The sequence below is a fragment of the Kitasatospora sp. RG8 genome (genome assembly GCF_017813315.1).
GTDB lineage: Bacteria > Actinomycetota > Actinomycetes > Streptomycetales > Streptomycetaceae > Kitasatospora.
The window spans coordinates 94,972-114,563 of the sequence record NZ_JAGIYX010000002.1; the positions used below are offsets into that span (position 1 = coordinate 94,972).

At 74.5% G+C, this 19,592-nt stretch carries 17 protein-coding genes; 6 read left to right on the forward strand and 11 right to left on the reverse strand.

Going from position 1 to position 19,592, the window contains the following annotated elements; all coding sequences use genetic code 11:
* Positions 1–170: 170 nt before the first annotated feature.
* Together J5Y04_RS03350 and J5Y04_RS03355 are read left to right on the forward strand one after the other, a co-directional pair.
* Complete coding sequence (locus J5Y04_RS03350; protein ID WP_209410251.1) at positions 171–1,616, forward strand: RsmB/NOP family class I SAM-dependent RNA methyltransferase; 1,446 nt, start codon at positions 171–173, stop codon at positions 1,614–1,616.
* Between the two features lie 147 nt (positions 1,617–1,763).
* Positions 1,764–2,768: a MerR family transcriptional regulator gene (locus J5Y04_RS03355; RefSeq protein ID WP_209410252.1), complete on the forward strand. Its 1,005-nt coding sequence runs from the start codon at positions 1,764–1,766 to the stop codon at positions 2,766–2,768.
* On the opposite strand, the gene J5Y04_RS03360 is transcribed toward J5Y04_RS03355, so the two are convergent.
* Positions 2,695–3,648 carry a polysaccharide deacetylase family protein gene (locus J5Y04_RS03360; protein WP_209410253.1) on the reverse strand — a complete coding sequence of 318 codons (954 nt, stop codon included), beginning with the start codon at positions 3,646–3,648 and terminating at the stop codon, positions 2,695–2,697. The two genes, J5Y04_RS03355 and J5Y04_RS03360, sit on opposite strands and share 74 nt — an antisense overlap.
* A gap of 587 nt (positions 3,649–4,235) precedes the next feature.
* Between J5Y04_RS03360 and J5Y04_RS03365 the strand changes: the two genes are divergently transcribed.
* From J5Y04_RS03365 to J5Y04_RS03375, 3 genes are all read left to right on the forward strand, one after another.
* Positions 4,236–5,885, forward strand: coding sequence for a helix-turn-helix domain-containing protein (locus J5Y04_RS03365; RefSeq protein WP_209410254.1), 1,650 nt, complete (start codon positions 4,236–4,238; stop codon positions 5,883–5,885).
* 287 nt (positions 5,886–6,172) lie between these two features.
* Positions 6,173–7,489, forward strand: coding sequence for a diaminopimelate decarboxylase (locus tag J5Y04_RS03370; protein ID WP_209410255.1), 1,317 nt, complete (start codon positions 6,173–6,175; stop codon positions 7,487–7,489).
* Between the two features lie 136 nt (positions 7,490–7,625).
* Positions 7,626–7,865, forward strand: a complete 240-nt coding sequence (locus tag J5Y04_RS03375; RefSeq protein ID WP_209410256.1) for a hypothetical protein — start codon at positions 7,626–7,628, stop codon at positions 7,863–7,865.
* A 114-nt stretch (positions 7,866–7,979) separates the two neighbouring features.
* Here J5Y04_RS03375 and J5Y04_RS03380 read toward each other — a convergent pair whose 3' ends face one another.
* Positions 7,980–9,020 (reverse strand): DUF5937 family protein, encoded by a 1,041-nt coding sequence (locus J5Y04_RS03380; protein ID WP_209410257.1) that lies wholly within the window; start codon positions 9,018–9,020, stop codon positions 7,980–7,982.
* Between the two features lie 56 nt (positions 9,021–9,076).
* On the opposite strand from J5Y04_RS03380, the gene J5Y04_RS03385 reads away from it, so the two are divergent.
* A complete protein-coding gene (locus J5Y04_RS03385) occupies positions 9,077–10,345 on the forward strand; it encodes an MFS transporter (protein ID WP_307852904.1) in 1,269 nt (422 codons plus the stop codon).
* Here the strand turns inward: J5Y04_RS03385 and fxsT are convergent.
* From fxsT to J5Y04_RS03430, 9 genes are all read right to left on the reverse strand, one after another.
* Positions 10,333–12,945 (reverse strand): FxSxx-COOH system tetratricopeptide repeat protein, encoded by a 2,613-nt coding sequence (gene fxsT, locus J5Y04_RS03390; RefSeq protein ID WP_209410258.1) that lies wholly within the window; start codon positions 12,943–12,945, stop codon positions 10,333–10,335. The two genes, J5Y04_RS03385 and fxsT, sit on opposite strands and share 13 nt — an antisense overlap.
* Positions 12,942–13,358: a hypothetical protein gene (locus J5Y04_RS03395; protein ID WP_209410259.1), complete on the reverse strand. Its 417-nt coding sequence runs from the start codon at positions 13,356–13,358 to the stop codon at positions 12,942–12,944. The genes fxsT and J5Y04_RS03395 overlap by 4 nt, the downstream gene beginning before the upstream one ends.
* Positions 13,359–13,614: 256 nt before the next feature.
* On the reverse strand, positions 13,615–14,520 hold the full coding sequence (locus J5Y04_RS03400; protein WP_209410260.1) for a GlxA family transcriptional regulator: 906 nt from the start codon (positions 14,518–14,520) through the stop codon (positions 13,615–13,617).
* Positions 14,517–15,101 (reverse strand): cysteine hydrolase family protein, encoded by a 585-nt coding sequence (locus J5Y04_RS03405; protein ID WP_209410261.1) that lies wholly within the window; start codon positions 15,099–15,101, stop codon positions 14,517–14,519. Before J5Y04_RS03405 ends, J5Y04_RS03400 begins: the two co-directional genes overlap by 4 nt.
* A gap of 94 nt (positions 15,102–15,195) precedes the next feature.
* Positions 15,196–15,705: a MarR family winged helix-turn-helix transcriptional regulator gene (locus tag J5Y04_RS03410; protein ID WP_209410262.1), complete on the reverse strand. Its 510-nt coding sequence runs from the start codon at positions 15,703–15,705 to the stop codon at positions 15,196–15,198.
* An 83-nt stretch (positions 15,706–15,788) separates the two neighbouring features.
* On the reverse strand, positions 15,789–16,145 hold the full coding sequence (locus J5Y04_RS03415) for a DUF6204 family protein (protein ID WP_209410263.1): 357 nt from the start codon (positions 16,143–16,145) through the stop codon (positions 15,789–15,791).
* 154 nt (positions 16,146–16,299) lie between these two features.
* Positions 16,300–17,679, reverse strand: coding sequence for an MFS transporter (locus tag J5Y04_RS03420; protein ID WP_374105943.1), 1,380 nt, complete (start codon positions 17,677–17,679; stop codon positions 16,300–16,302).
* Entirely contained in the window at positions 17,679–18,368 is a 690-nt protein-coding gene (locus J5Y04_RS03425; RefSeq protein WP_209410265.1) for a GNAT family N-acetyltransferase, read from the reverse strand. Before J5Y04_RS03425 ends, J5Y04_RS03420 begins: the two co-directional genes overlap by 1 nt.
* Positions 18,369–19,562, reverse strand: coding sequence for a type III PLP-dependent enzyme (locus J5Y04_RS03430; RefSeq protein WP_209410266.1), 1,194 nt, complete (start codon positions 19,560–19,562; stop codon positions 18,369–18,371).
* Positions 19,563–19,592: the final 30 nt, after the last annotated feature.

Sequence of the window (19,592 nt, forward strand, 5' to 3'; positions counted from 1 at the left end):
GTGACCCCGGCCCCGGCCCCGGCCCCGGCCCCGATCCCGGCCCCGATCCCGGCCCCGGGCCGGAACGGTGGCGCGGGTTGCGGCGGGGCGCCCGCCCGGGACGGCCGGGGCCCGGGATTCGCGTTACTGTTCCCTTGATAACCCCCGTAGCACTTTGAGGCACACAGAACATGAGCACGCCCAGCAGCACCCCCGGCGCCAAGCGCGCGCCCCGTCCGCACCGCCGTCCCAAGAAGGACCCGGCCCGGATCGTCGCCTTCCGCGCCCTGCGCGCCGTCGACGAGCGCGACGCCTACGCCAACCTGATCCTGCCCTCCCTCCTGCGCGAGGCCGAGCAGAAGGGCATGGACCGGCGCGACGCCGCCCTCGCCACCGAACTCGTCTACGGCACCCTGCGCCTGCAGGGCACCTACGACGCGGTCATCGCCGCCTGCATCGACCGCCCGCTCAGCAAGGTCGACCCGCCGGTCCTCGACGTGCTCTCGCTCGGCGCGCACCAGCTGCTCACCACCCGCATCCCCAGCCACGCCGCCGTCTCGGCCACCGTCGAACTGGCCCGGGTGGTGCTCGGCGACGGCAAGGCCAAGTTCGTCAACGCCGTGCTGCGCCGGATCAGCGCCCACGACCTGGACACCTGGATCGGGCAGGTCGCCCCGCCGTACGACCAGGACGCCGAGGACCACCTCGCCGTCGTCCACTCCCACCCGCGCTGGGTCGTCGCCGCGCTCTGGGACTCGCTCGGCCGCTGGCAGCCCGACGCCTCCGGGCGCACCGCCGTGGAGGAGCTGCTCCGCGCCGACAACGAGCGGCCCGAGGTCACCCTGGTCGCCCGCCCCGGTCGGGTCACCGTCGGTGAACTCGCCGACGCCCTCCCCGAGGCCCAGCCCGGCCGCTGGTCCCCGTTCGCGCTGCGGCTCGCCGAGGGCGGCGACCCGGGCGGGCTGACCGCGGTGCGGGAGAACCGGGCCGGCGTCCAGGACGAGGGCAGCCAGCTCGTCGCGCTCGCGCTCGCCGCGGCGCCGCTCGACGGCCCGGACCGGCTCTGGCTGGACGGCTGCGCCGGCCCGGGCGGCAAGGCCGCGCTGCTCGGCGCGCTGGCCGCCGAACGCGGCGCCGCTCTGGTGGCCAGCGAGAAGCAGCCGCACCGCGCCCGGCTGGTCGCCCGTGCGCTGGAGGGCAACCCCGGCCCGTACACCGTGATCGCCGCCGACGGCACCCGGCCGGCCTGGAAGTCCGGCGGCTTCGACCGGGTGCTGGTCGACGTCCCCTGCTCCGGCCTCGGCGCGCTGCGCCGCCGTCCGGAGGCCCGCTGGCGCCGCCGCCCGCAGGACATCGCGGCGTTCGGCCCGCTCCAGCGGGACCTGCTGCGCTCGGCGATCGAGGCCACCCGGATCGGTGGCGTTGTCGGCTACGCGACCTGCTCGCCGCACCTCGCGGAGACCCGCGCGGTGGTGGACGACGTGCTGCGCGAGCAGGGCGGCAAGGTCGAGTGGATCGACGCCCGCCCGCTGCTGCCGGGCGTCCCGTCGCTGGGCGAGGGGCCGGACGTGCAGCTCTGGCCGCACCTGCACGGGACGGACGCGATGTACCTGGCGCTCCTGCGGCGGACCGCGTAGGGGCTTGAGCCGGTGCGGGCGCCGGGGGCCCCGGCTGCCGATGCGGCCGGCCCCCGGCGCCCCGCCGCATGTCGGGCCGGTGTGGCCGGCGGCTCCCCGCGCGGCTCCCCTTGCACCTCCCGTAGGGGGAGGCGGCAGAGTGTGGGCATGGACGGCGACACCTCGTACGGCGGCAGCTCGTACGACGACACCTCGTACGACGACACCTCGTACGACGACACCTCGTACGGCGACAGCTTGTACTCGATCGGCGATCTGGCGCGGCGGACCGGGCTGACGGTGAAGACCGTCCGGTTCTACTCCGACCAGGGGCTGGTGGCGCCGGCCGACCGCAACCCGGCAGGCCACCGCCGGTACGACGTCGACGCGGTCGCACGCCTGGACCTGGTACGGACACTGCGCGAGCTCGGGCTCGGGCTGCCGGCGATCCGGCAGGTGGTGGAACGGGAGCGCTCGCTGCCGGAGGCCGCCGCCGCGCACGCCGACGCGCTGGGGGTGCAGATCCGGGTGCTGCGGCTGCGGCGGGCGGTGCTGACGGCGGTGGCGCAGCGCGGGGCTACCGAGGAGGAGACGCATCTGATGCACCGGTTGGCGAAGCTCTCGGAGGACGAACGGCACCGGTTGATCGGGGAGTTCCTGGACGAGGTGTTCGGGGAGGACGGCGGGCTCGCCGGGGTCCGGCGCTCGCTGACGCCCGAGCTGCCCGACGATGCGACGGCGGAACAGGTCGTGGCGTGGCTGGAGTTGGCCGAGTTGTCGCGCGACACGGAGTTCCGCTCCGTGCTGCGCCGCCTGGTCGAGGACGAGGTGGCCGGGCAGGCGGCCGCGAATGGTGCGGCAGGTGCGGGCGGTCAGGTCGTGCGGCGCGATCTGGCGGCAGTGGTCCGGGAGTTGGCCGGCCCGGCGGTGACGGAGGGGGTCGGGCCAGGCTCCCCGCGGGCGGCGGAGATCGTCGGCGCGATGGTGCGGCGGTGTGTCCGGCCGGCGTACGGGGTGGACGGGGTGGACGGTCTGGTGGCGCGGTTGGAGCGGATGGCCGACCCGCGACGGGAGCGGTACCTGCGGCTGCTCGCGGTGGTCAACGGCTGGTTGGCGCCGGAGAGTTCGGCGGAGGTTCTGGAATGGGCGGTCCGGGCGCTGCGAGCGCGGTGACGAGGGCGGCTTGCTGTGCGGGCCCGGGCCAGAGGGCTTGCAGCGGGCGGTAGTCGATCACGGTGATGCCGTGTTCGGCGAGCAGCTCACGGGCCCGGGGTGAGGTGAGGAACTCGTAGTCGCCGCGTCGGACGCGCCAACCGTCGTCGGTGGCGCGGGAGTCCGGTCCACCGGTGCCGGGGTGGACGGCCCATTCGCTGAGGCCGGGCGGGAGTTCGGCGAGCAGGCGGGCGTAGTGGGCGGCCTTGTCGTCCAGGGGCAGCGAGAAGCTGTCGAGGAACCCGTGGTCGACCACCGGCAGGCCGCGGAGGCGGGCCGTGCGGAGGCCGGGCGCCAGCCAGACCCGGACGGCCAGGCCGTACTCGGCGCCCAGGGCGAGGGTGAGGTCCAGGAGGTCGTCGCGGCCGGCGTCGGCGAGGCAGTGGAAGTCGAGGTGGGTCGGGTGGAGTCCGGCGTCGGACACGGCGTCGATCTGGGCCCGGAACTCACGCTCGACCTCCTCCGTCCGGGCACCGGCGAGCAGCCGGGCCCGTCCGGCCGGCGTCGGCGCGAACAGCTCGCCGGCCTCGTCCAGCAGCGAGGGGACCGACGCCCTCGGGGCCACCGGCCCCCAGCGGCGGCGGGGCCTCTCGCAGACCAGCGTCAGATGGACGCCGAAGGGCATCTCCGGCCGCTCGCGCAGGAGTTGCAGCGCACCCGCCGCCGCCGGGGCGGGCACCATCACGCTGCACGAGCTGGCGACGCCCTGCTCGACGCACTCGGCCACGGCGGCGTTGACGTCCTCGTCCAGGCCGAAGTCGTCGCAGTTGAGGATCAGCACCCGGGCGTCGGCGGCGAAGCCGAGCAACTCGCTCGACAGGGCGGGAGCGGGAATGTCCATGGGGGCAGTGTTCACGGCGGGACCGGGTTGTGCGCGGCATTTTCGTGCAACGGCCGGACCGAGGTCCGCCGCGTGGGCGAACGGATGGACGCCGCAGAGGAGTTGCGGACCGGGCGGCCGTCGCTGCCGCGGCCGGTGGAGGCGGAGGATCCGTACCGGCAGCGGCACGACCAGTGGCGGTGCGCTGCGGCCGGGGTTACCGGGCCGTCCGGCCGGTCCGACCACCGTCGGACCGGCCGGACGCGTCGCGCCCGGAAGGCCGGCGGCAGAAGCCGGCCGCCTGCGGGCCCGGCCGCTACGTCGGGCAGGCGTCCTGGATCACCTTGCCGCCGGCGGTGGAGGCGGTGGCCGGGTCCACCGACAGGCACAGGCCCGTCCACTGGTTGATGAACTTGTAGGCCGTCCTGCGCTCGCCCCGCGTCCGGCGAGGGCTGGGCCGTCGGCGATCGGCTGTCTGCTGGGGCGGTCGGTTCCCGCAAAGCGTGTCCGCGGTCCGGGAGTGGCACTACGCTGTGCGAATCGTGAATGCCTGGCCGGAGTTGACGCAGGGTCGGTTGTGGCGCAGGCGCCCTGGGGAGGTGTTGCCCATGTCCGAGGGGGAGCAGGCGGATCGGCCCGGGTCGAGGCAGACCCTGCTGAGCCTGCTGACGCGGGCGGGAGACTTCGTCGTACCGGGTTTCGCGGCAGGGGCCGTGGACCGGCCGGTGAGCCGGCTGGTCGTGCTCGACGAGCTGGAGCCGCCGGCGTCGCAGGGCGACCTGCTCGTCGCGGTCGGGGTCGATCCGCACACCGAGGAGGCGGTCGCCCTGGTCCGCAGGGCGGGGGAGGCGGGCGTGGCGGGGGTGCTGTTCCGCCCGGTGGAGACGGGCTCCGGGAACGAGGCGCTGGCCGGCGCCGCCGCCGAGGCGGGGACGGCCGTGCTCTACCGCAGCCGGTGGACCGACTGGCCGACCGTGATCGGGATCCTGCACGCGGGGCTGTCGGTGGAGCCGGAGCCGAGGATCGCCGGTGTGCCGCTGGGTGACCTGCCCGGGCTGGCCAAGACGATCGCGCTCCAGGTCGGCGGCTCGGTGACGATCGAGGACATGGCTTTCAACGTGCTCGCCTACTCACCCGTCGGCCAGGACGTGGACTGGGTCCGGATCTGGACCATCCTGGGTCAGAAGCCGCCGGCGAGTCGGCGCGACGACATGAGGAACGCTGGCTTCGACCGCGACCTGCTGCGCTCGGACAAGGTGCTCTACCGCAAGGCCCAGGGAGAGGCCCCCGAGCGCCTGATCGTGCTGGTCCGGGCGGGCGGCATCCCGCTGGGCTCGATCTGGGTGGCGGCGGAGGGGAACCGGCCCCTGGACACGCCGGCCAACCGCGAGGCCCTGCGCGCCGCGGCGCGGGCGGCCGCCGCCCATCTGCTGCACGACCGGGCGCGCCGGGAAGGGCAGGACCAGCTGCTGCTGGAGGCGGTCCGGGTGCTGCTCGACGGCCAGGGGTCCGCCGAACTTCTGGCGGCGCGGACCGGGCTGCCGATGGCGCAGCGGTGCGCGGTGCTGTCGGTCGGCGCCGGATCGGGCGGCCCGCAGGACGTCCAGGCGCGCGGCCGGCTGGTCGAGGCGGCGTTCCGGCACTGCGCCGGGCGTGGCGAGGTGTCGGTGGTGGTGCCCTCGGGCAGGGGCGTTCTGGTGCTGCTGGGCGGGCTGGCGAAGGACCCGGCCCAGGCCCGGGAGCAGGTGAGGCTGCTCGCCAAGTCGCTGGCCGGCGAGTTGGCGCGGCAGCTGGAGCTGCGGGTGCGGGTCGGCATCGGCGAGGTGCAGGAGCGCCTCGACGGGGCGCCCGACTCCCGCCGGACGGCCGACCTGGCGCTGGGCGGCCTGCTCTTCGGCCGCAAGCCACAGGACTTCGCCCGGGTCGAGGAGGTCGCCGACGCCGTGGCGCTGCTGCACTTCGCGGACGCGCTGCGGGCTGCGGGACAACTGCCGGTGGAGACACCGGTCACCCGGCTGCTGACGTCCACGCGCAAAGGCGACGTGCCGCTGGTCGAGACCCTGGACGCCTTCCTGGACCAACCGGGGGAGAAGGCCAAGGCTGCGAAGGCCCTGGGCGTGCCCGGCGCCACCTTCGCCTACCGCCTGGACCACACGGTGGTACGGGAGAGCGGCATCGACCTGGACGATGCCGACGCCCGGCTGCTGGCGCGGCTCCAACTGCTGTTGCTCAGACGCGCGGCGGCCGACGAGGGCTGAGTTCGTCGTCCCGCACGAGGACGGCGCCGTTCCTTCGTCGTGCGGCACGAAGACGGGCGGGGCGCGGCAGCGCCGCACCCGGCGGCACGTAACCGCCCGCCGGTCCTCGGCACGCCGCACGAGCGGGCGGCTTCCGCCCCGGCCCGTCGTCGGCGGGCGCGAACGCGCCCCCGGAAACCCGGGTCGCGGGATGAAGACGTGCTCACCGGCCGGCGGGCAGTCTGGTCGTACGGCACACCGGAGCACCCGTGGCCGTGCGACCGAGACGACCGGACGGAGTCCGCCCCATGGCGAACCATCAGCTGACGGCCCTGCACAGCCCCGAGCGGCGTGAGCTCATCCTCCGCGCGGCGGTCCGCGACGGGCTGCTGGACCCCGAGAACGCGCAACTCGCGGGCTTCCTCGACCTGGACGCCGTGGCGGCGACCGTCGACTCGCTGCACCGCGCCTTCCCCGGCTCGGTCGAGGTGCTGCACGCGTTCGCGGCCAAGGCCAACAGCCTGGTCCCGGTGCTCGCGCGGCTGCGCGACCTGGGAATGGGCTGCGAGGTGGCCAGCCCCGGTGAGTTCGCCCAGGCGCTCGCGGCCGGGTTCCAGCCCGCGCAGATCGTCTTCGACTCCCCCGCCAAGACCCGCCGCGAACTGGCGCAGGCACTGGAGCTCGGGGTGGCGGTCAACGTCGACAACTGGCAGGAACTGGCCCGGATCGACGAACTGCTGACGACCCGGCCGACCCGGTCCAGGATCGGGGTGCGGGTCAACCCGCAGACAGGCGCCGGCGCCATCGGGGCGATGAGCACCGCCACCGCGACCTCCAAGTTCGGCATCGCGCCGGCCGACGACGGCAACACCGAGCGCCTGGTCGAGGCCTTCCGGGACCGGCCCTGGCTCACCTGGCTGCACTGCCACGTCGGCAGCCAGGGCTGCCCGCTGGACCTGATGGCGCAGGGGGTCGCCGCGACCGTCGCCCTCGCCCGGAAGATCAACAGCGAGCTGGGCCGCCGTCAGGTGGTGGGCCTGGACATCGGCGGCGGCCTGCCGGTCAACTTCGCCGACGACCTGGCGACCTCCGGCTATCAGGAGTACGTCGAGCGGTTGCGGGCGCACGCGCCCGACCTGTTCTCCGGCGAGTTCCAGCTGGTGACCGAGTTCGGCCGTTCCGTGCTGGCCAAGAACGGCTTCACCGCCGCCTACGTGGAGTACACCAAGACCTCCGGCGGGCGGGCGATCGCGATCACCTTCGCCGGGGTGCAGGTGGCCACCCGGACGGTCTTCGCACCGGACTCCTGGCCGATTCGGGTCACCGCGCACGACGCCACCGGGGCGGCGAAGCACGGGGAGGCGGTCGAGCAGGACGTGGCCGGCCCGGCCTGCTTCGCCGGGGACCTGGTCGCCGAGGCCCGGCCGCTGCCGATGCTGGAGCCGGGGGACCTGGTCGCGCTGCTGGACACCGGGGCCTACTACACCTCCACCCCCTTCTCCTACAACAGCCTGCTGGAGCCCGCCGTGCACGGGGCCACCGTGGCGGCCGACGGGACCGTGCGCTTCGCAACGCTGCGCCGCGCGCAGACCGTGGCGGACCTGCTGGGCCGCACCGGCGGGTGAGCCCGCCCCGGGGTCGTCCCCCCACCGGCATCCGCCGCCGTTCGCGGCCTGTCCCTTCGGCATCCGCTGCCGTTCGCGGCCTGCCGCCCACTGCCTGGCGGTGCCGATTCCGCCACCCGAACACCCGAGGGCCGTCATGACTCGTTCGCACCACCGTCCGACCCCGCCGTCCGCCCCTGTGCCGCTGGGCCGCCGATTCCGGCCGGCCGACCAGGTCGTGCTGGTCGTCATCCTGGTCCTCGCCTCGGCCATGACCGTGGCCAAGGTCCCCACCACCACAGTGCTGGAACTGCTCGCGGGCGCCGGCGGCGTCGCGATGGGTCTGCTGCAGCGCCGACCGGCGCCCTGCGGGGGAACCCGCTGTCGGCGGCGCTAGGGTCTGCGGGCACGAGACGGCACGAGACGGCACGAGACGGCACGAGGTGGCGCGAGGGCGGTGGGGGCCGCAACGAGAGCCGGCCGAAGGTCACCGGCATCGGGCCCCGGGCAGTCACCGGGCGGGCCGGTGGGTGGTGAGCTGGTCGCCGAGCGGGCTGCGGTGGTAGAGCACGTGCCTGCCGTCGCGCGTCCGGGTGACCAGGCCCGCCGCGTGCAGCGCGCGCAGGTGCTGGGAGACGGCGCTCGGTGTCACCGCGCAGCGGCGGGCGAGCTCGGCCGTGGTCGACGGTTCGCCGAGGAGCCGGAGCAGCCGGGCCCGGGCGGCGCCGATCAGGCCGGCGAGTGCGGAGCCGGTGTCCGGTCCCCCACCGGGTTCCGGGCCGGCCGGTGCTCCCCCGGTCGGCGCCTCGCCGGCCGGCGTCCACAGCGTGGCGATCCCCCGGCTCGGATAGGCCAGCATCGGCGGCTCGCCCGGGTCCATCGGTGAGACGGGCTTGTACGCGAACAGCGAGGGCATGAGCGGTAACCCCCGCCCGGCCGCGGCGACCTGGTGCCGGAGGCTCACCCGGTGGATGTGCAGCCCGCCGTCGTGCCAGCGGACGTTCGGGTGCAGGTCGGAGAAGAGCCGCCGTGCCCCGCCGCCGGCCAACTGGCGTGCGCGATAGGTGATGTCGGCCTCCAGCACCAGCCGCATCTGCGGCCAGACCGGCCGGAAGGCGAGATCCCAGTAGCGCTGGAGGAGTTCGCAGAGCGTCTCCAGGAGGCCGAGTGCGGCAGCGGCCGTCCCGGGCTCGGTCGCGGCGCGCAGGGCGGCGGGCACCCGCCCGGGCGCGTGTGCCGCCAGCAGGTCGCGGTGGACCACGTACGCGGGCGTACGGCGGACGGTCGCCAGCTCCTCCTCCACGGTCGGGGCCGCACTTCTCGGCCGCGGCGTCAGGAAGTCGGGCAGTGCGAGGCTTTCGCCGACCAGCGCGAGCAGCAGCCGGGTGTCCCGCGGATCGAGCCGGCCGAGCACCGACCGGGCCCACGGCCGGTGCAGCGGGTACCGGCCCGGGTCGCGCAGCACCCAGAGGCTGCCCATCGCCTCCTGGAGCGGTGAGATGGCGAACCGGGTGTCGGCCAGGTCCTCGACGTCGAGGAGAATGCTGATCATTAAGCGGAACGCTACATCGGTTGGCAACCGGTCGGCAGTGCCGTGGACTTCGCCGCGTGACAGTGGAACAGATCGGTGGACGACGGAGTGCTCCCGGCCCCTGCACGGCCCGCCCCGCGGCGGGGGCCGACGGCCGGGGCACGGCGCTGGTGTGGGTGCTGGCGGTGGTGTGCGGGGTCGCGGTCGGCAACGTGTACTTCCCGCAGGCGCTCGTGCCGCTGGTGGGCGAGGGCTTCGGGGTGTCGGCCGACTCGGCCTCGGCGGTCGTGACGGCGGTCCAGGTCGGCTACGCGGCCGGGATCTTCCTGGTGGTGCCCCTGGGGGACCGCGTCCGGGCGAGGACGCTGCTCGTGGCGCTGCTGGGCGCGAGCGGCGTCGCCCTGCTCGCGGCCGCGGCGGCGCCCTCCCTGCCGGTGCTCGTGGGTGCGAGTGCGGTCGTCGGCGTGACGACGGTGGCCGCCCCGGTGGTGGGGCCGATGGCCGCCGGGCTGGTGGACGCGCGGCGGCGCGGGGTGGTCGGCGGCACGCTGCTCAGCGGGTCGCTCGGGGGGATGCTGCTCTCCCGCGTGCTGGGCGGGGTCGTCGGTGAGGGGGCGGGCTGGCGGGCCGTCTACGCCGGGGCGGCGGTGCTGACGGGCGTCGCGGCGGTCGCGGTGGCACGGGTGGTGCCGACGACCGTGCCGCCGTCCGGCGACCGGTACCCGGCGTTGCTGGCGGAACCGCTGCGGCTGCTGCGGCGCGAACCGGAGCTGCGGCGCTCGGCCGCGTACCAGGCGGCGGTGTTCGCGGGCTTCTCGGCGGTCTGGACGGGCGTCGCCCTGCTGCTCACCGGGCCGGCGTACGGGCTGGGGGCCGGGGCGGTGGGGGCGCTCGCCCTCGTCAACGCCGCGACGATGTTCTGCACGCCGGTGGCGGGCCGGTGGGTGGACCGGCTGGGGTCGGACGCGGTGAACCTGGTCTGCCTGGTGGCGGTCGTGGGGGCCGGCGGCGTACTGGCGCTGGGCGCACTCGGCGGTGCGGTGGGACTGACGGCGCTGGTGGCGGGGACGCTGCTGCTCGACGTCGGCATGCAGTCGGGGATGGTCGCCAACCAGGTGCGGATCTACACGCTGCCGGGGGAGGCGCGCAGCCGGCTGAACACGGCGTACATGACGTGCGCGTACATCGGCGGGAGCATCGGCTCCACGGCGGGTGCCCGGGTGTACGGGGCCTGCGGCGGAGGCGGCGGGGCGGGGTGGCTCGGCGTGTGCGGGGTGCTGGTGGGGCTGGCGGGGGTGGTGCTGGGGTGGCACATGGGACGCGGTGGGGCGGCTCAACGGCGGTGACGCTTGGCGAGTGCGGCGCGGGCCCGGGTGAGGTACCGGCGGCTGCGCTCGGTGTCGGGGTGGGTGTGGCCGAGCGTCTGTTCGCGTTGGGTGAGGGTGGTTTCGTAGAGGGGGATGGCGCGTTCGAGGTCTCCTGCGAGTTGGTAGGCGTGGGCGAGGTGGCTGCGGCCGTTGAGGGTGTCGGGGTGGGTGTGGCCGAGGGTCTGTTCGCGTTGGGTGAGGGTCGTTTCGTAGAGGGGGATGGCGCGTTCGAGGTCTCCTGCGAGTTCGTAGGCGTAGGCGAGGTCGCTGCGGCTGCTCAGGGTGTTGGGGTGGGTGTCGCCGAGGACCTGTTCGCGTTGGGCGAGGGTGGTTTCGTAGAGCGCGGTGGCGCGTTCGAGGTCACCCGCTCTCCGGTAGGCGAAGGCGAGGCTGCTGCGGCTGCTCAGGGTGTCGGGGTGGGTGTGGCCGAGGACCTGTTCGTATTGGGCGAGGGTGGCCTCGAACAGGGCGGTGGCGCGCTCGGTGTCGCCCGCTGCGTCGTAGGCGTAGGCGAGGTTCTTGCGGCTGCGCAGGGTGTCGGGGTGGGTGTCGCCGAGGACCTGCTCGCGTTGGGCGAGGGTGGCCTCGAACAGGGCGGTGGCACGCTCGGTGTCGCCCGCTGCCTGGTAGGCCTGGGCGAGGTCGTTGCGGCTGCGCAGGGTGTCGCGGTGGGTGTGGCCGAGGGTCTGTTCGCGTTGGGCGAGGGTGGTCCGGAAGAGGGGGATGGCGCGTGTGAGGTCGCCCGCCGCCCGGTGGACGAAGGCGAGGTCGCTGCGGCTGCTCAGGGTCTGGGGGTGGGTCTCACCGAGGGTCCGTTCGCGCTGGGCGAGGATCGACTCGTACAGGGCGGTGGCGCGTGCGAGGTTGCCCGCCGTCCGGTAGGCGTGGGCGAGGTCGGTGCGGCTGCTCAGCGTGTGGGGGTGGGTGTCGCCGAGCGTCTGTTCGTGCTGGGCGAGGGTGGTCCGGAAGAGGGGGATGGCGCGTGCGAGGTCGCCCGCCGTCCGGTAGGCGTAGGCGAGGTCGGTGCGGGCGATCAGCGTGTGGGGGTGGGTGTCGCCGAGGGTCCGCTCGTACTGGGCGAGGGTCGTCCGGAAGAGGGGGATGGCGCGTGCGAGGTCGCCGGCGACCTCGAAGGCGTAGGCGAGGTCGCCCCGGACGCGCAGGGTGTCGGGGTGCGTGTTCCCGAAGGTCCGCTCGTGGTGCGCGAGATGGGCTTCGCGCAGGGCGATGGTGCGGGCGTTGTGGCCGCGGCGGTCGAGGTACCGGGCGGCGGTGCCGTAGTGCTCGACGGCCGGATCGTCGTGGTGGTCGGGCGGGGTGGTGGCGGCGAGAGCGATGAGGTGGGGGACGAGGGCGTCCCAGGCGGGGGCCGGGAGGTACTCGGGCGGCTCGGGGAGGGCGTCGAACGCGGTGGTGAGGACGTGTTCGGCCTGGGAACGGCCGGGGTTGCCGCCGGAGCCGCGCAGGACCGTCTGGAGGAGGCGGTGGAGGGAGACGCTGTCGGGGGTGAGGGCGATCATGCTGTAGCTGCCGAGGGTGCCGAGGGCCTCGGCGAGGGAGTCGTCCTCGTCGTCCAGGTGCTGGAGCAGGGTGACGGGGACGTCGTCGGGGGCGAGCCAGGCGAGCGTGTGCAGGACGGTGATCGCGAGGGGGTCGCGGGTGGTGAGCGTCGCGAGGGTCTGGGTCCAGACGCGTGCGATGGTCCGCTCGGCGTCGATGCCTTCGGCGGCCTTGTCGAGCTTGGTGCCCAGCCTGCGCCGGTACGCCTCGATGGAGATCGTGCGGTTCTGCGCCAGGTAGGCACCGGCCTGGTCCAGGGCGAGCGGGAGGTGCCCGAGGTCGGCCGCGAGGGCTCGGGCGTCCAGGAGTTGGCGCGGGGTGGGCGGGGCGCCCTGGAGGGCGTGGTCGCAGAGGAGGGTGGCGGCCTCGTCCGGGGCGAGGGTGCCGAGCGCGCGGGTGGGGATGCCGCGTGGCCAGCCGACGGCGCGGCGGGTGGTGATGAGGAGGTGTCCGCCGGTGAGCGAGCCGAGGTAGGGGTGCAGGTCGCGAGGGTCCTCGGCGTTGTCCAGGACGACGAGCCAACCATGGTGCCATTGGAGCCAGTTGAGGGCCCAGGAGACCTGTTCCGGCTCGGTGGCCCCGGCGGCCCAGCTGGGGGCGAGCCGTGCGGTCAGCGCGGTGAGGGACTGTTCCAGGCGGGCCGGGGACTCGGCGTTGACCCACCAGGTGAGGGCGTAGTCGCCGCGGTGGCAGTGGGCGTAGTGCAGCGCGAGGGTCGTCTTGCCGATGCCGCCGAGCCCGTGGACCGCCGGCGCCTGCGTGACGGCGGAGCTGCCGTCGGCGGCCAGCACGCGCCGCAGCCAGGCGAGTTCGTCCTCGCGGCCGACGCAGAGCGGTCGCGGGCCGAGGTTGTTGGTGCCGGGCGGGGCCGGGGTGTCGCGGGCGGAGGTGAGCGCGTCGGCGGCCAGGACGATGTTGCCGGTGATGGCGGTGCCGATGGACCCGGCGGCGATCGAGCGCGGGCCCGTGGCGGTGGCGGTCGCCGGAGTGGGGCTGGGCGCCGGGGTGGGGCCGGTCACGAGTCGGTGCGGTGCCCGTCGCCGGTGATGGCGGTGCGGATGGTGTGGGCCGCGATCGAACGTTCGCCGCTGGCGGTGATGTTGATCGTGGTTGCCGGCTGGGCGGCGACGAGTTCGGCGAGGTCGCGGCGGAGTTCGGGGTCCTCGCGGAGGGCGCGCCGGAGGTGGAGCCGCAGCGCCGAGGCGACGGCGTCCGGGTCCTCCTCCGCGTCCACGACCACCGCTTCCAGTTCGGCGCGTTGGGCGGCGTCGCCGCGGCGCCAGACGCGTTGGAGCAGGCGTCGGCCGGCGTTGGCGGTCGCGTCGGCAGCGGCGTCCTCGGCGCGGGTGAGGACGGCGGTGCCGTAGGCGCCGAGGGCGCCCGTCAGGTACGGGCCGGCCTGGGTCAGGAGTTCGGCGATCTCTGCGCTCAACGGATCCGCCCCGGTGTGTGGTTGACCTGGTGTCGTGTGCATTCTCGCACCGTCGGGCGGAATCGGGGAGCCGGTCGGGGGATGCCGCCCGACCGGCTCGGGCGGGTGCCGGGTGCCGGGTGCCGGGTGCACGGGGCTGGGGTCGGGGGTCGGAGGCCGGGGTCGGTTGTCGGGCGCCGGGGCCGGGGGCTGGGGGCGGGACGGGCGCGGGGGCACCGGAGGTGGTGGGGCGCAGGGGTGCAGGGTCGTCGGTGTGTCAGCCGCGGGCGCGGAGGCGGCGGAGCATCCGGGCGTCCTGGAAACCGACGGCCCGGGCGGCGGATTCGGCGGTGGCGCCGTGGGCGATGAGGTGTTCGGCGCGCTCGACGCGGAGTTCCTGCTGGTAGCGGAGCGGAGTGAGCCCGGTGGCCTCGGTGAAGTGGCGGGTGAGGGTCCGCTCGCTGACGCCGGAGGCCGCGGCGAGGTCGGTGAGGCCGAGCCGGGTGGTGAAGCGGGCGTCGATGAGGTCCTGCACCCGGTGCACGGCGTCGACCAGGTGGGCGCGGTGCCGGAGCATGGCGCTGGTCTGCTGTTCGTCGCCGTTGCGCCGGGCGTAGACGACCATGTCGCGGGCGATCCGGGCCGCCGCCGCGGGACCGTGCCGGACGGCGACGAGGTGCAGGGCGAGGTCGATGCCGCTGGCGATGCCGGCCGAGGTGACCACGCGGTCGTCCACCACGTACAGCACGTCGCGGACGACGGTCGCCCGCGGGTGGCGCAGGGCGAGTTCGTCCTGCACGTCGTGGTGGGTGGTGCAGCGGCGGCCGTCCAGCAGCCCGGCGCGGCCGAGGGCGTCGGCGCCCGCGCAGACGCTGGCGACCGTGCCGCCCGCCGTGTGGTGCGCGGCCAGGCGGGCCAGGGTGGCCGATGTCAGTTCGCCGTTGGCCCGCAGGACGGGGGAGCGCCAGCCGGGGATGACGAGCAGGTCGTCGGCGGTCAGCTCCGGCCACGTGGTGGAGGCCCGGAGCGCGAGGCCCTGGGCGGTGGGGACGTCCTCCTGCTCGGCCACGTACCCGATCTCGTACCCGAGGCCGTGGTCGGCCGCGGTGGAGAAGACCTGGGCGGGCCCGGCGAGGTCGAGCAGGTGCAGCTGCGGCACGAGCAGGAAGACGACACGTGTCACGATCCGGTCAGCTCCTCGACGCTGGTGACCCGGGCGAACCGCCCGGCCAGAGCGTACTCGGTGCGGGAGACGATCTCGTCCGTGGAGAGCGTGCGCGGGTCGGCGAGGATCTCCTCCAGGCTGCGCCCGGGCGGGGCGTCGCGGTGCTCGATGGGGTGGGTGGCGGTCGCGTCGGTGACGAAGACGACCTGGTACCCGAGGTCGGCGGCTACCCGGGTGGTGGTCTCGCAGCACTGCTCGGTGCGGATGCCGCTGACGACCACCTCGCGGATGCCACGCTCGGTGAACAGCTGCTGGAGGTTGGTGGTGGTGAAGGCGTTGTGCGAGGTCTTGGTGATGACGGGCTCGTCGGCGGCGGGGGTGAGGCCCTCGATCAGGCGGACGTGTCCGACGGCGGGGTCGAAGAGGTTGCCGGTGCCCGGTTCGGCGTGCAGGACCCAGACGACGAGGTCGCCGTTGGCACGGGTGTACTCGACCAGGCGGTTCACCTGGGCGACGATGTCGGGGTTGGACACGGCCGCCCAGTTCTCCCGTTGGCGGAAGGACTCCTGGACGTCGATGACGACGAGTGCGCTGTTCATGCCTCGATCATGGCCGGTACGGACACGCGCCTGAAGACACCATCGGGGCCAGGTGCGGAACGATCCGGTCAGGGGGAGGAGGGGCTCGGCGTGGCTACGGGCGCGGGGTTCCGGCGCGGCCGCTGCCGTCGGGGCGGCTGTCGGGACGGGCGCCGTCGAGGCCCGTGCCGGCGAGGCCGGTGCCGCCGAGGCGGGTGGTCAGCTCGGAGAGCAGGGCGACGTCCTGCGGGCTCCACCGCGGTGCGGCGAACACCTCGTCGGCGACCTGACGGGCGGTGGTGAGCATGTCGCTGAGCCGCTCGCGGCCGGTGGCGGTGAGCGAGGCGTAGGCGACCCTGGCGTCCCGCGCGTCCGACTCGCGTGTCACCAGACCGATCCGCTCCAGCGGCGCCAGTCCGCGGGTGACGCCGGAGGCGGTCAGGCCGAGCGTTTCGGCGAGGTCGACCCGGCGCAGCCGGCCGCCGGGGGCCTGCCCGAGGCGGAGCAGCAGGGTGAAGTCGGCCAGGCTCACGCCGTGCAGGCCGCTCAGGGCCGCGTCGAACCGTTTCACCAGCGCCGCCTGTGCGCGCAGCAGGCGCAGGGACGCGTCCAGGGTCTCACTCACTTGCCACCTCCTTGACTACTCAACCATATCAGCGGGCTGAGCAGTCAAGGACGGCGAAGGGGGAGGGGGTGGGGGATCCGAGGTCAGTCGGTGCGGGCGGCGGCGCGGCGCTGCCGCTTGCCGAGTGCGGCCTGGGAGAGGTCCTCGGCCTGCGAGCGGAGGTTCTTGTAGCCGTAGCCGCGCCCGGCGAGCCAGGCCTTCGCGGCCTCCTCGGCGCGTTCGGTCGCGTCCAGGACGTCCTCCTCCGCCTCGCCGGAGTCGAGGAAGCGGAAGGTGAAGGCGGCACGCGCGGTGAGGTCGTAGCTGAGGTGGCCCTCGGGGGTGAAGGCCGCGCGCAGGATGCTGTGCTCGTCGGCGCGGGCGTCGAGTTCGGCGCGCTGGTCGGCGGTGAGTCCGTCGAAGACGCCGCGGACCATGATGCGGAAGGTACGAGTGGTCATCCCCCGACAGTAGCCAGCGGGGCGGGGGTGCTTCCAGCGCGTTTCGGGCCGACCGGGGATGCCGATGGGCTCCGTCGGGTGGGCCTCGGCGGATGGGCCCCGCCCGGCGGGGCCCATCGGGCGGGGGCGGGGCCCGTCGGGCGGGGCGGACGGTTCAGGCCTCGGTGAGGGCTTCCGTGACCGCGGGCTGCTCGGCCGTAGCCTCGTTGACCTTTGCCTCGTCGACCGCGGCTTCCTTGGTCGTGGAGTCCTTGGTCGTCGAGTGCTTGGCCGTCGAGTCCTTGAGCGTCGAGTCCTTGAGCGTCGAGTCCTTGACCGCGGGCCAGCGGATCTGGGTGGCGCAGAGCGAGACGATCACCGCCGAGGCGGCGACCGCGCCCATGCCCCAGGTCAGGCTGCCGGCGTTGGCGATGAAGCCGATCACGGCCGGGCCGGCCAGCAGGCCGGTGGTGCCCATGGCGGCGACCAGGGACAGCGCGTCGGAGCCCTGCCGCGCCGCCGCCACGTACACGCAGGGGGTCACGGCGGCGATGCCCACGCCGACGCAGGCGAAGCCGATGAGCGTCGGCACCAGGCCGCCGACCAGCAGGGCGAGCGCCAGGCCGGCCCCGGCCAGCACGCTGCCGGCCCGCACGATCCGGCCGTCGCCGATGCGGGTGCGCCAGCCGTCGGCGAAGATCCGGGCCAGCACCATCATCACCGAGACGACCGCGATGCCCATCGGCGCCAGCGACGGCGCGGCATGCACGACGTCCTTGAGGTAGAGCGCCGACCAGTCGTTCATCGCACCCTCGGTGACGGTGCCGAACACCATGGCGAGGCCCATCCAGATCGTCACCCGGGAGGGGAGGGAGAACCTGCGGCGCTTCTCCTCCGCATCCTCCGAATCCTCCGCAGGCTTGTCCGCGGTGTCCTGCGCGGATTCCCCCGTGGTTGCCCCGGCGGTCTCCCCCGCGGGCCGCTCCTCGCGGAGCAGTCCCGGCTGGGCGAGGCCGAGCACCAGGACCAGCAGCACGGTCGCCAGGCCGAAGTGGACGGCGAGTGTCGAGGTGAACGCGTTGACGCCCGAGGCGAGCAGCGCGGCCAGCAGCGAACCGCCGCTGAACGTCGCGTGCAGCCGGGACATGGAGGTCCGCTCGAACCGGACCTCCAGCGCCGCGCCCTGCGCGTTCATCGCGACGTTCAGGCAGCCGACGGCGACGCCGTCGCAGAACAGGACCAGCAGGGCGACCGGGTAGTTCGGCACCACGGAGAGGGCGAGCAGGACGGCGCCGAGTGCCAGCGCCGAGACGGAGGCCAGCACGCGGGAGCCCAGTCGCCTCATCAGGACCGCGACGAGCGGGAAGGAGACGGCGGCGCCCACGCCGCAGACCATCAGCAGCAGACCGATCCGGGCCTCGCTCAGGTCGAGCCGGGTACGGAGCGCCGGAAGGCGCGAGACCCAGGTCGCGTACTGGAAGCCGAGGAAGAGGAACAGTGCGGCGATGGCCAGTTGTGCCCGGCGGTAGTCATCGCGAACGCGGAACATGTGCATCAGCCCACTTCGACTCTCGGTGGTGACCCGACCAGCGGGTCGTTGGTGTGCCCGGTGCTCCCGGCCGGGACGGTGGCGGGGGCCGTCACGGGGGCGGCGGCGCGGGCCGTCCCCGGGCGGGGCCCGAGGGGCATCGACATGTAGAGCGCGCGGTCGCCGTAGCTCTCCGGGAGCACGACCTCGGGGTTGGCCCGGTATCCGAGCGGGGCCCAGAGGACCTCGCTGCCCCGGACGGCCACCAGCGAGATGGTGGCGTACCCCTGGGCCCGTGCGGTCCCGGCGAGGTGGTCCAGCATCAGCGGGGCCAGCCCGCGGCCGCGCAACTCCTCGGCGATGACGAGGTCGTGTGCGTGCATGTTCGTCCCGGCCCGCACCTGCTCCCGCACCCGCTCCTGTTCCTGCTCCCGCACCTGTTCCTGTTCCCGCTCCGGCTCCGGCTCCCGATCCTGCTCCTCCGACCGGCTCAGGTCCGGGCACCGGTACAGCGGGTACGGCAGGGCGAGCAGGTAGCCGCCGAACCGCCCCCGGTACTCCAGCGCGAAGCACGAGCCGGGCGAGGCACGGCCCCGGGACTCCAGGGCGGCCCGGCCCTCGGACAGGCCGCTCGCGGCGTAGGCGCGCTCCTCCAGCGCGACCACACCGTCCCAGTCGCCGGCGGCCAGCCGGCGGATGCGGATCTCGTCGGACATCTACTCGGAACCTCCCGTCGAGGCGTCGCCGCCGCGGATGCAGGTGTACGGAAGCGGCTGGAAGCCGTTGAAGCCCTGGGTCGTGTAGGCCGTGGCGTACGCGCCGCAGGAGAAGATCCAGACCGGGTCCCCCGAGGCCGCGGCGGCCGGCACCCGGACCAGGCCGTCCTCGTGGGCGTAGGCGTCGTCGCTGTCACAGGTCGGGCCTGCGACGACGGCGTGGACGCGGTGCCCGTCCGGGTGCGTGGGGAACTCCAGCCGGTACTGCAACTCGTCCATCTCGTACAGGCCGTTGAACTTGCCGCAGCTCAGGTAGAGCCAGTGCTCCCGCTCCCCGGAGAGCTGCCGGCGCGCGGACAGGCGGGAGACGTGGGCCCGGATGGCGCCGTGGTCGGCGACCAGGTGGCGGCCCGGCTCCAGCAGGAACTCCAGCGGTGAGGCCGACACCTCCCGCAGGTGCTGCATGCCCTCCCGGATCACGGCGAACATCTTGTCCAGCGGCGGGTCCAGCGGCTGCCCCCGCTTGTCGAGGACACCGAGGGCGGGCAGACCACCGCCCAGGTTGACGTGGTCCAGCAGGATGCCCCGGCCGTTCAAGGTCTCGATCAGGGCGGCCAGTTCGTCCAGCGCGCTCCGCCAGGCCCCGGAGGTCATCTGCTGCGAGCCGACGTGGACGGAGAGGCCGGACGGGGTCAGCCCCGCTGCCCGTGCCGCCTCCAGGACGAGGACGGCGTCCTCGGCCGAGCAGCCGAACTTCCGGCTGAGACCCCAGAGCGCCCCCTCACCGGTGGTCGCGAGCCGGCAGAACACCCGGGCGCCGGGGGCGTGGACGGCCAGCGCCGCCACGTCCGCCAGGCTGTCGGTCGCGAAGTCCCGGACGCCGAGCCGGTAGGCCTCGGCGATGTTCCGGTCGGACTTGATGGTGTTGCCGTAGTGGATCCGCCCGACCGGCACGCCGGCCCGCAGCGCCTGCCCGATCTCGTACGGGCTGGCCGCGTCGCAGCCGGCACCCAGCTCGGCCAGGCGGGCGAGCACCTCGTCGACCGGGCACGCCTTCATGGCGAACCGGACGGCGATGCCGGGAAGTTCGCCCAGCAGTGTCGCGTACTGGCCCGCTATCCCGTCCAGGTCGTAGAAGATCCGGTCGTCGTCGGCCGACGCCAGGGCGGCGCGCAGGGCTTGGTTCTGATGCATCGTCAGTAACTTCCTTCCGGCTCGCCCCGG

Excerpts from the sequence above, each read along its gene's own strand:
- J5Y04_RS03430 (WP_209410266.1), bottom strand. The coding sequence starts at position 19,562 with ATGCATCAGAACCAAGCCCTGCGCGCCGCCCTGGCGTCGGCCGACGAC.
- J5Y04_RS03360 (WP_209410253.1), bottom strand. The coding sequence starts at position 3,648 with ATGGACATTCCCGCTCCCGCCCTGTCGAGCGAGTTGCTCGGCTTCGCC.
- J5Y04_RS03425 (WP_209410265.1), bottom strand. The coding sequence starts at position 18,368 with ATGTCCGACGAGATCCGCATCCGCCGGCTGGCCGCCGGCGACTGGGAC.
- J5Y04_RS03350 (WP_209410251.1), top strand. The coding sequence starts at position 171 with ATGAGCACGCCCAGCAGCACCCCCGGCGCCAAGCGCGCGCCCCGTCCG.
- J5Y04_RS03375 (WP_209410256.1), top strand. The coding sequence starts at position 7,626 with ATGACTCGTTCGCACCACCGTCCGACCCCGCCGTCCGCCCCTGTGCCG.
- J5Y04_RS03415 (WP_209410263.1), bottom strand. The coding sequence starts at position 16,145 with ATGACCACTCGTACCTTCCGCATCATGGTCCGCGGCGTCTTCGACGGA.
- J5Y04_RS03365 (WP_209410254.1), top strand. The coding sequence starts at position 4,236 with ATGTCCGAGGGGGAGCAGGCGGATCGGCCCGGGTCGAGGCAGACCCTG.
- J5Y04_RS03420 (WP_374105943.1), bottom strand. The coding sequence starts at position 17,679 with ATGCACATGTTCCGCGTTCGCGATGACTACCGCCGGGCACAACTGGCC.
- J5Y04_RS03405 (WP_209410261.1), bottom strand. The coding sequence starts at position 15,101 with ATGAACAGCGCACTCGTCGTCATCGACGTCCAGGAGTCCTTCCGCCAA.
- J5Y04_RS03380 (WP_209410257.1), bottom strand. The coding sequence starts at position 9,020 with ATGATCAGCATTCTCCTCGACGTCGAGGACCTGGCCGACACCCGGTTC.
- J5Y04_RS03355 (WP_209410252.1), top strand. The coding sequence starts at position 1,764 with ATGGACGGCGACACCTCGTACGGCGGCAGCTCGTACGACGACACCTCG.
- J5Y04_RS03370 (WP_209410255.1), top strand. The coding sequence starts at position 6,173 with ATGGCGAACCATCAGCTGACGGCCCTGCACAGCCCCGAGCGGCGTGAG.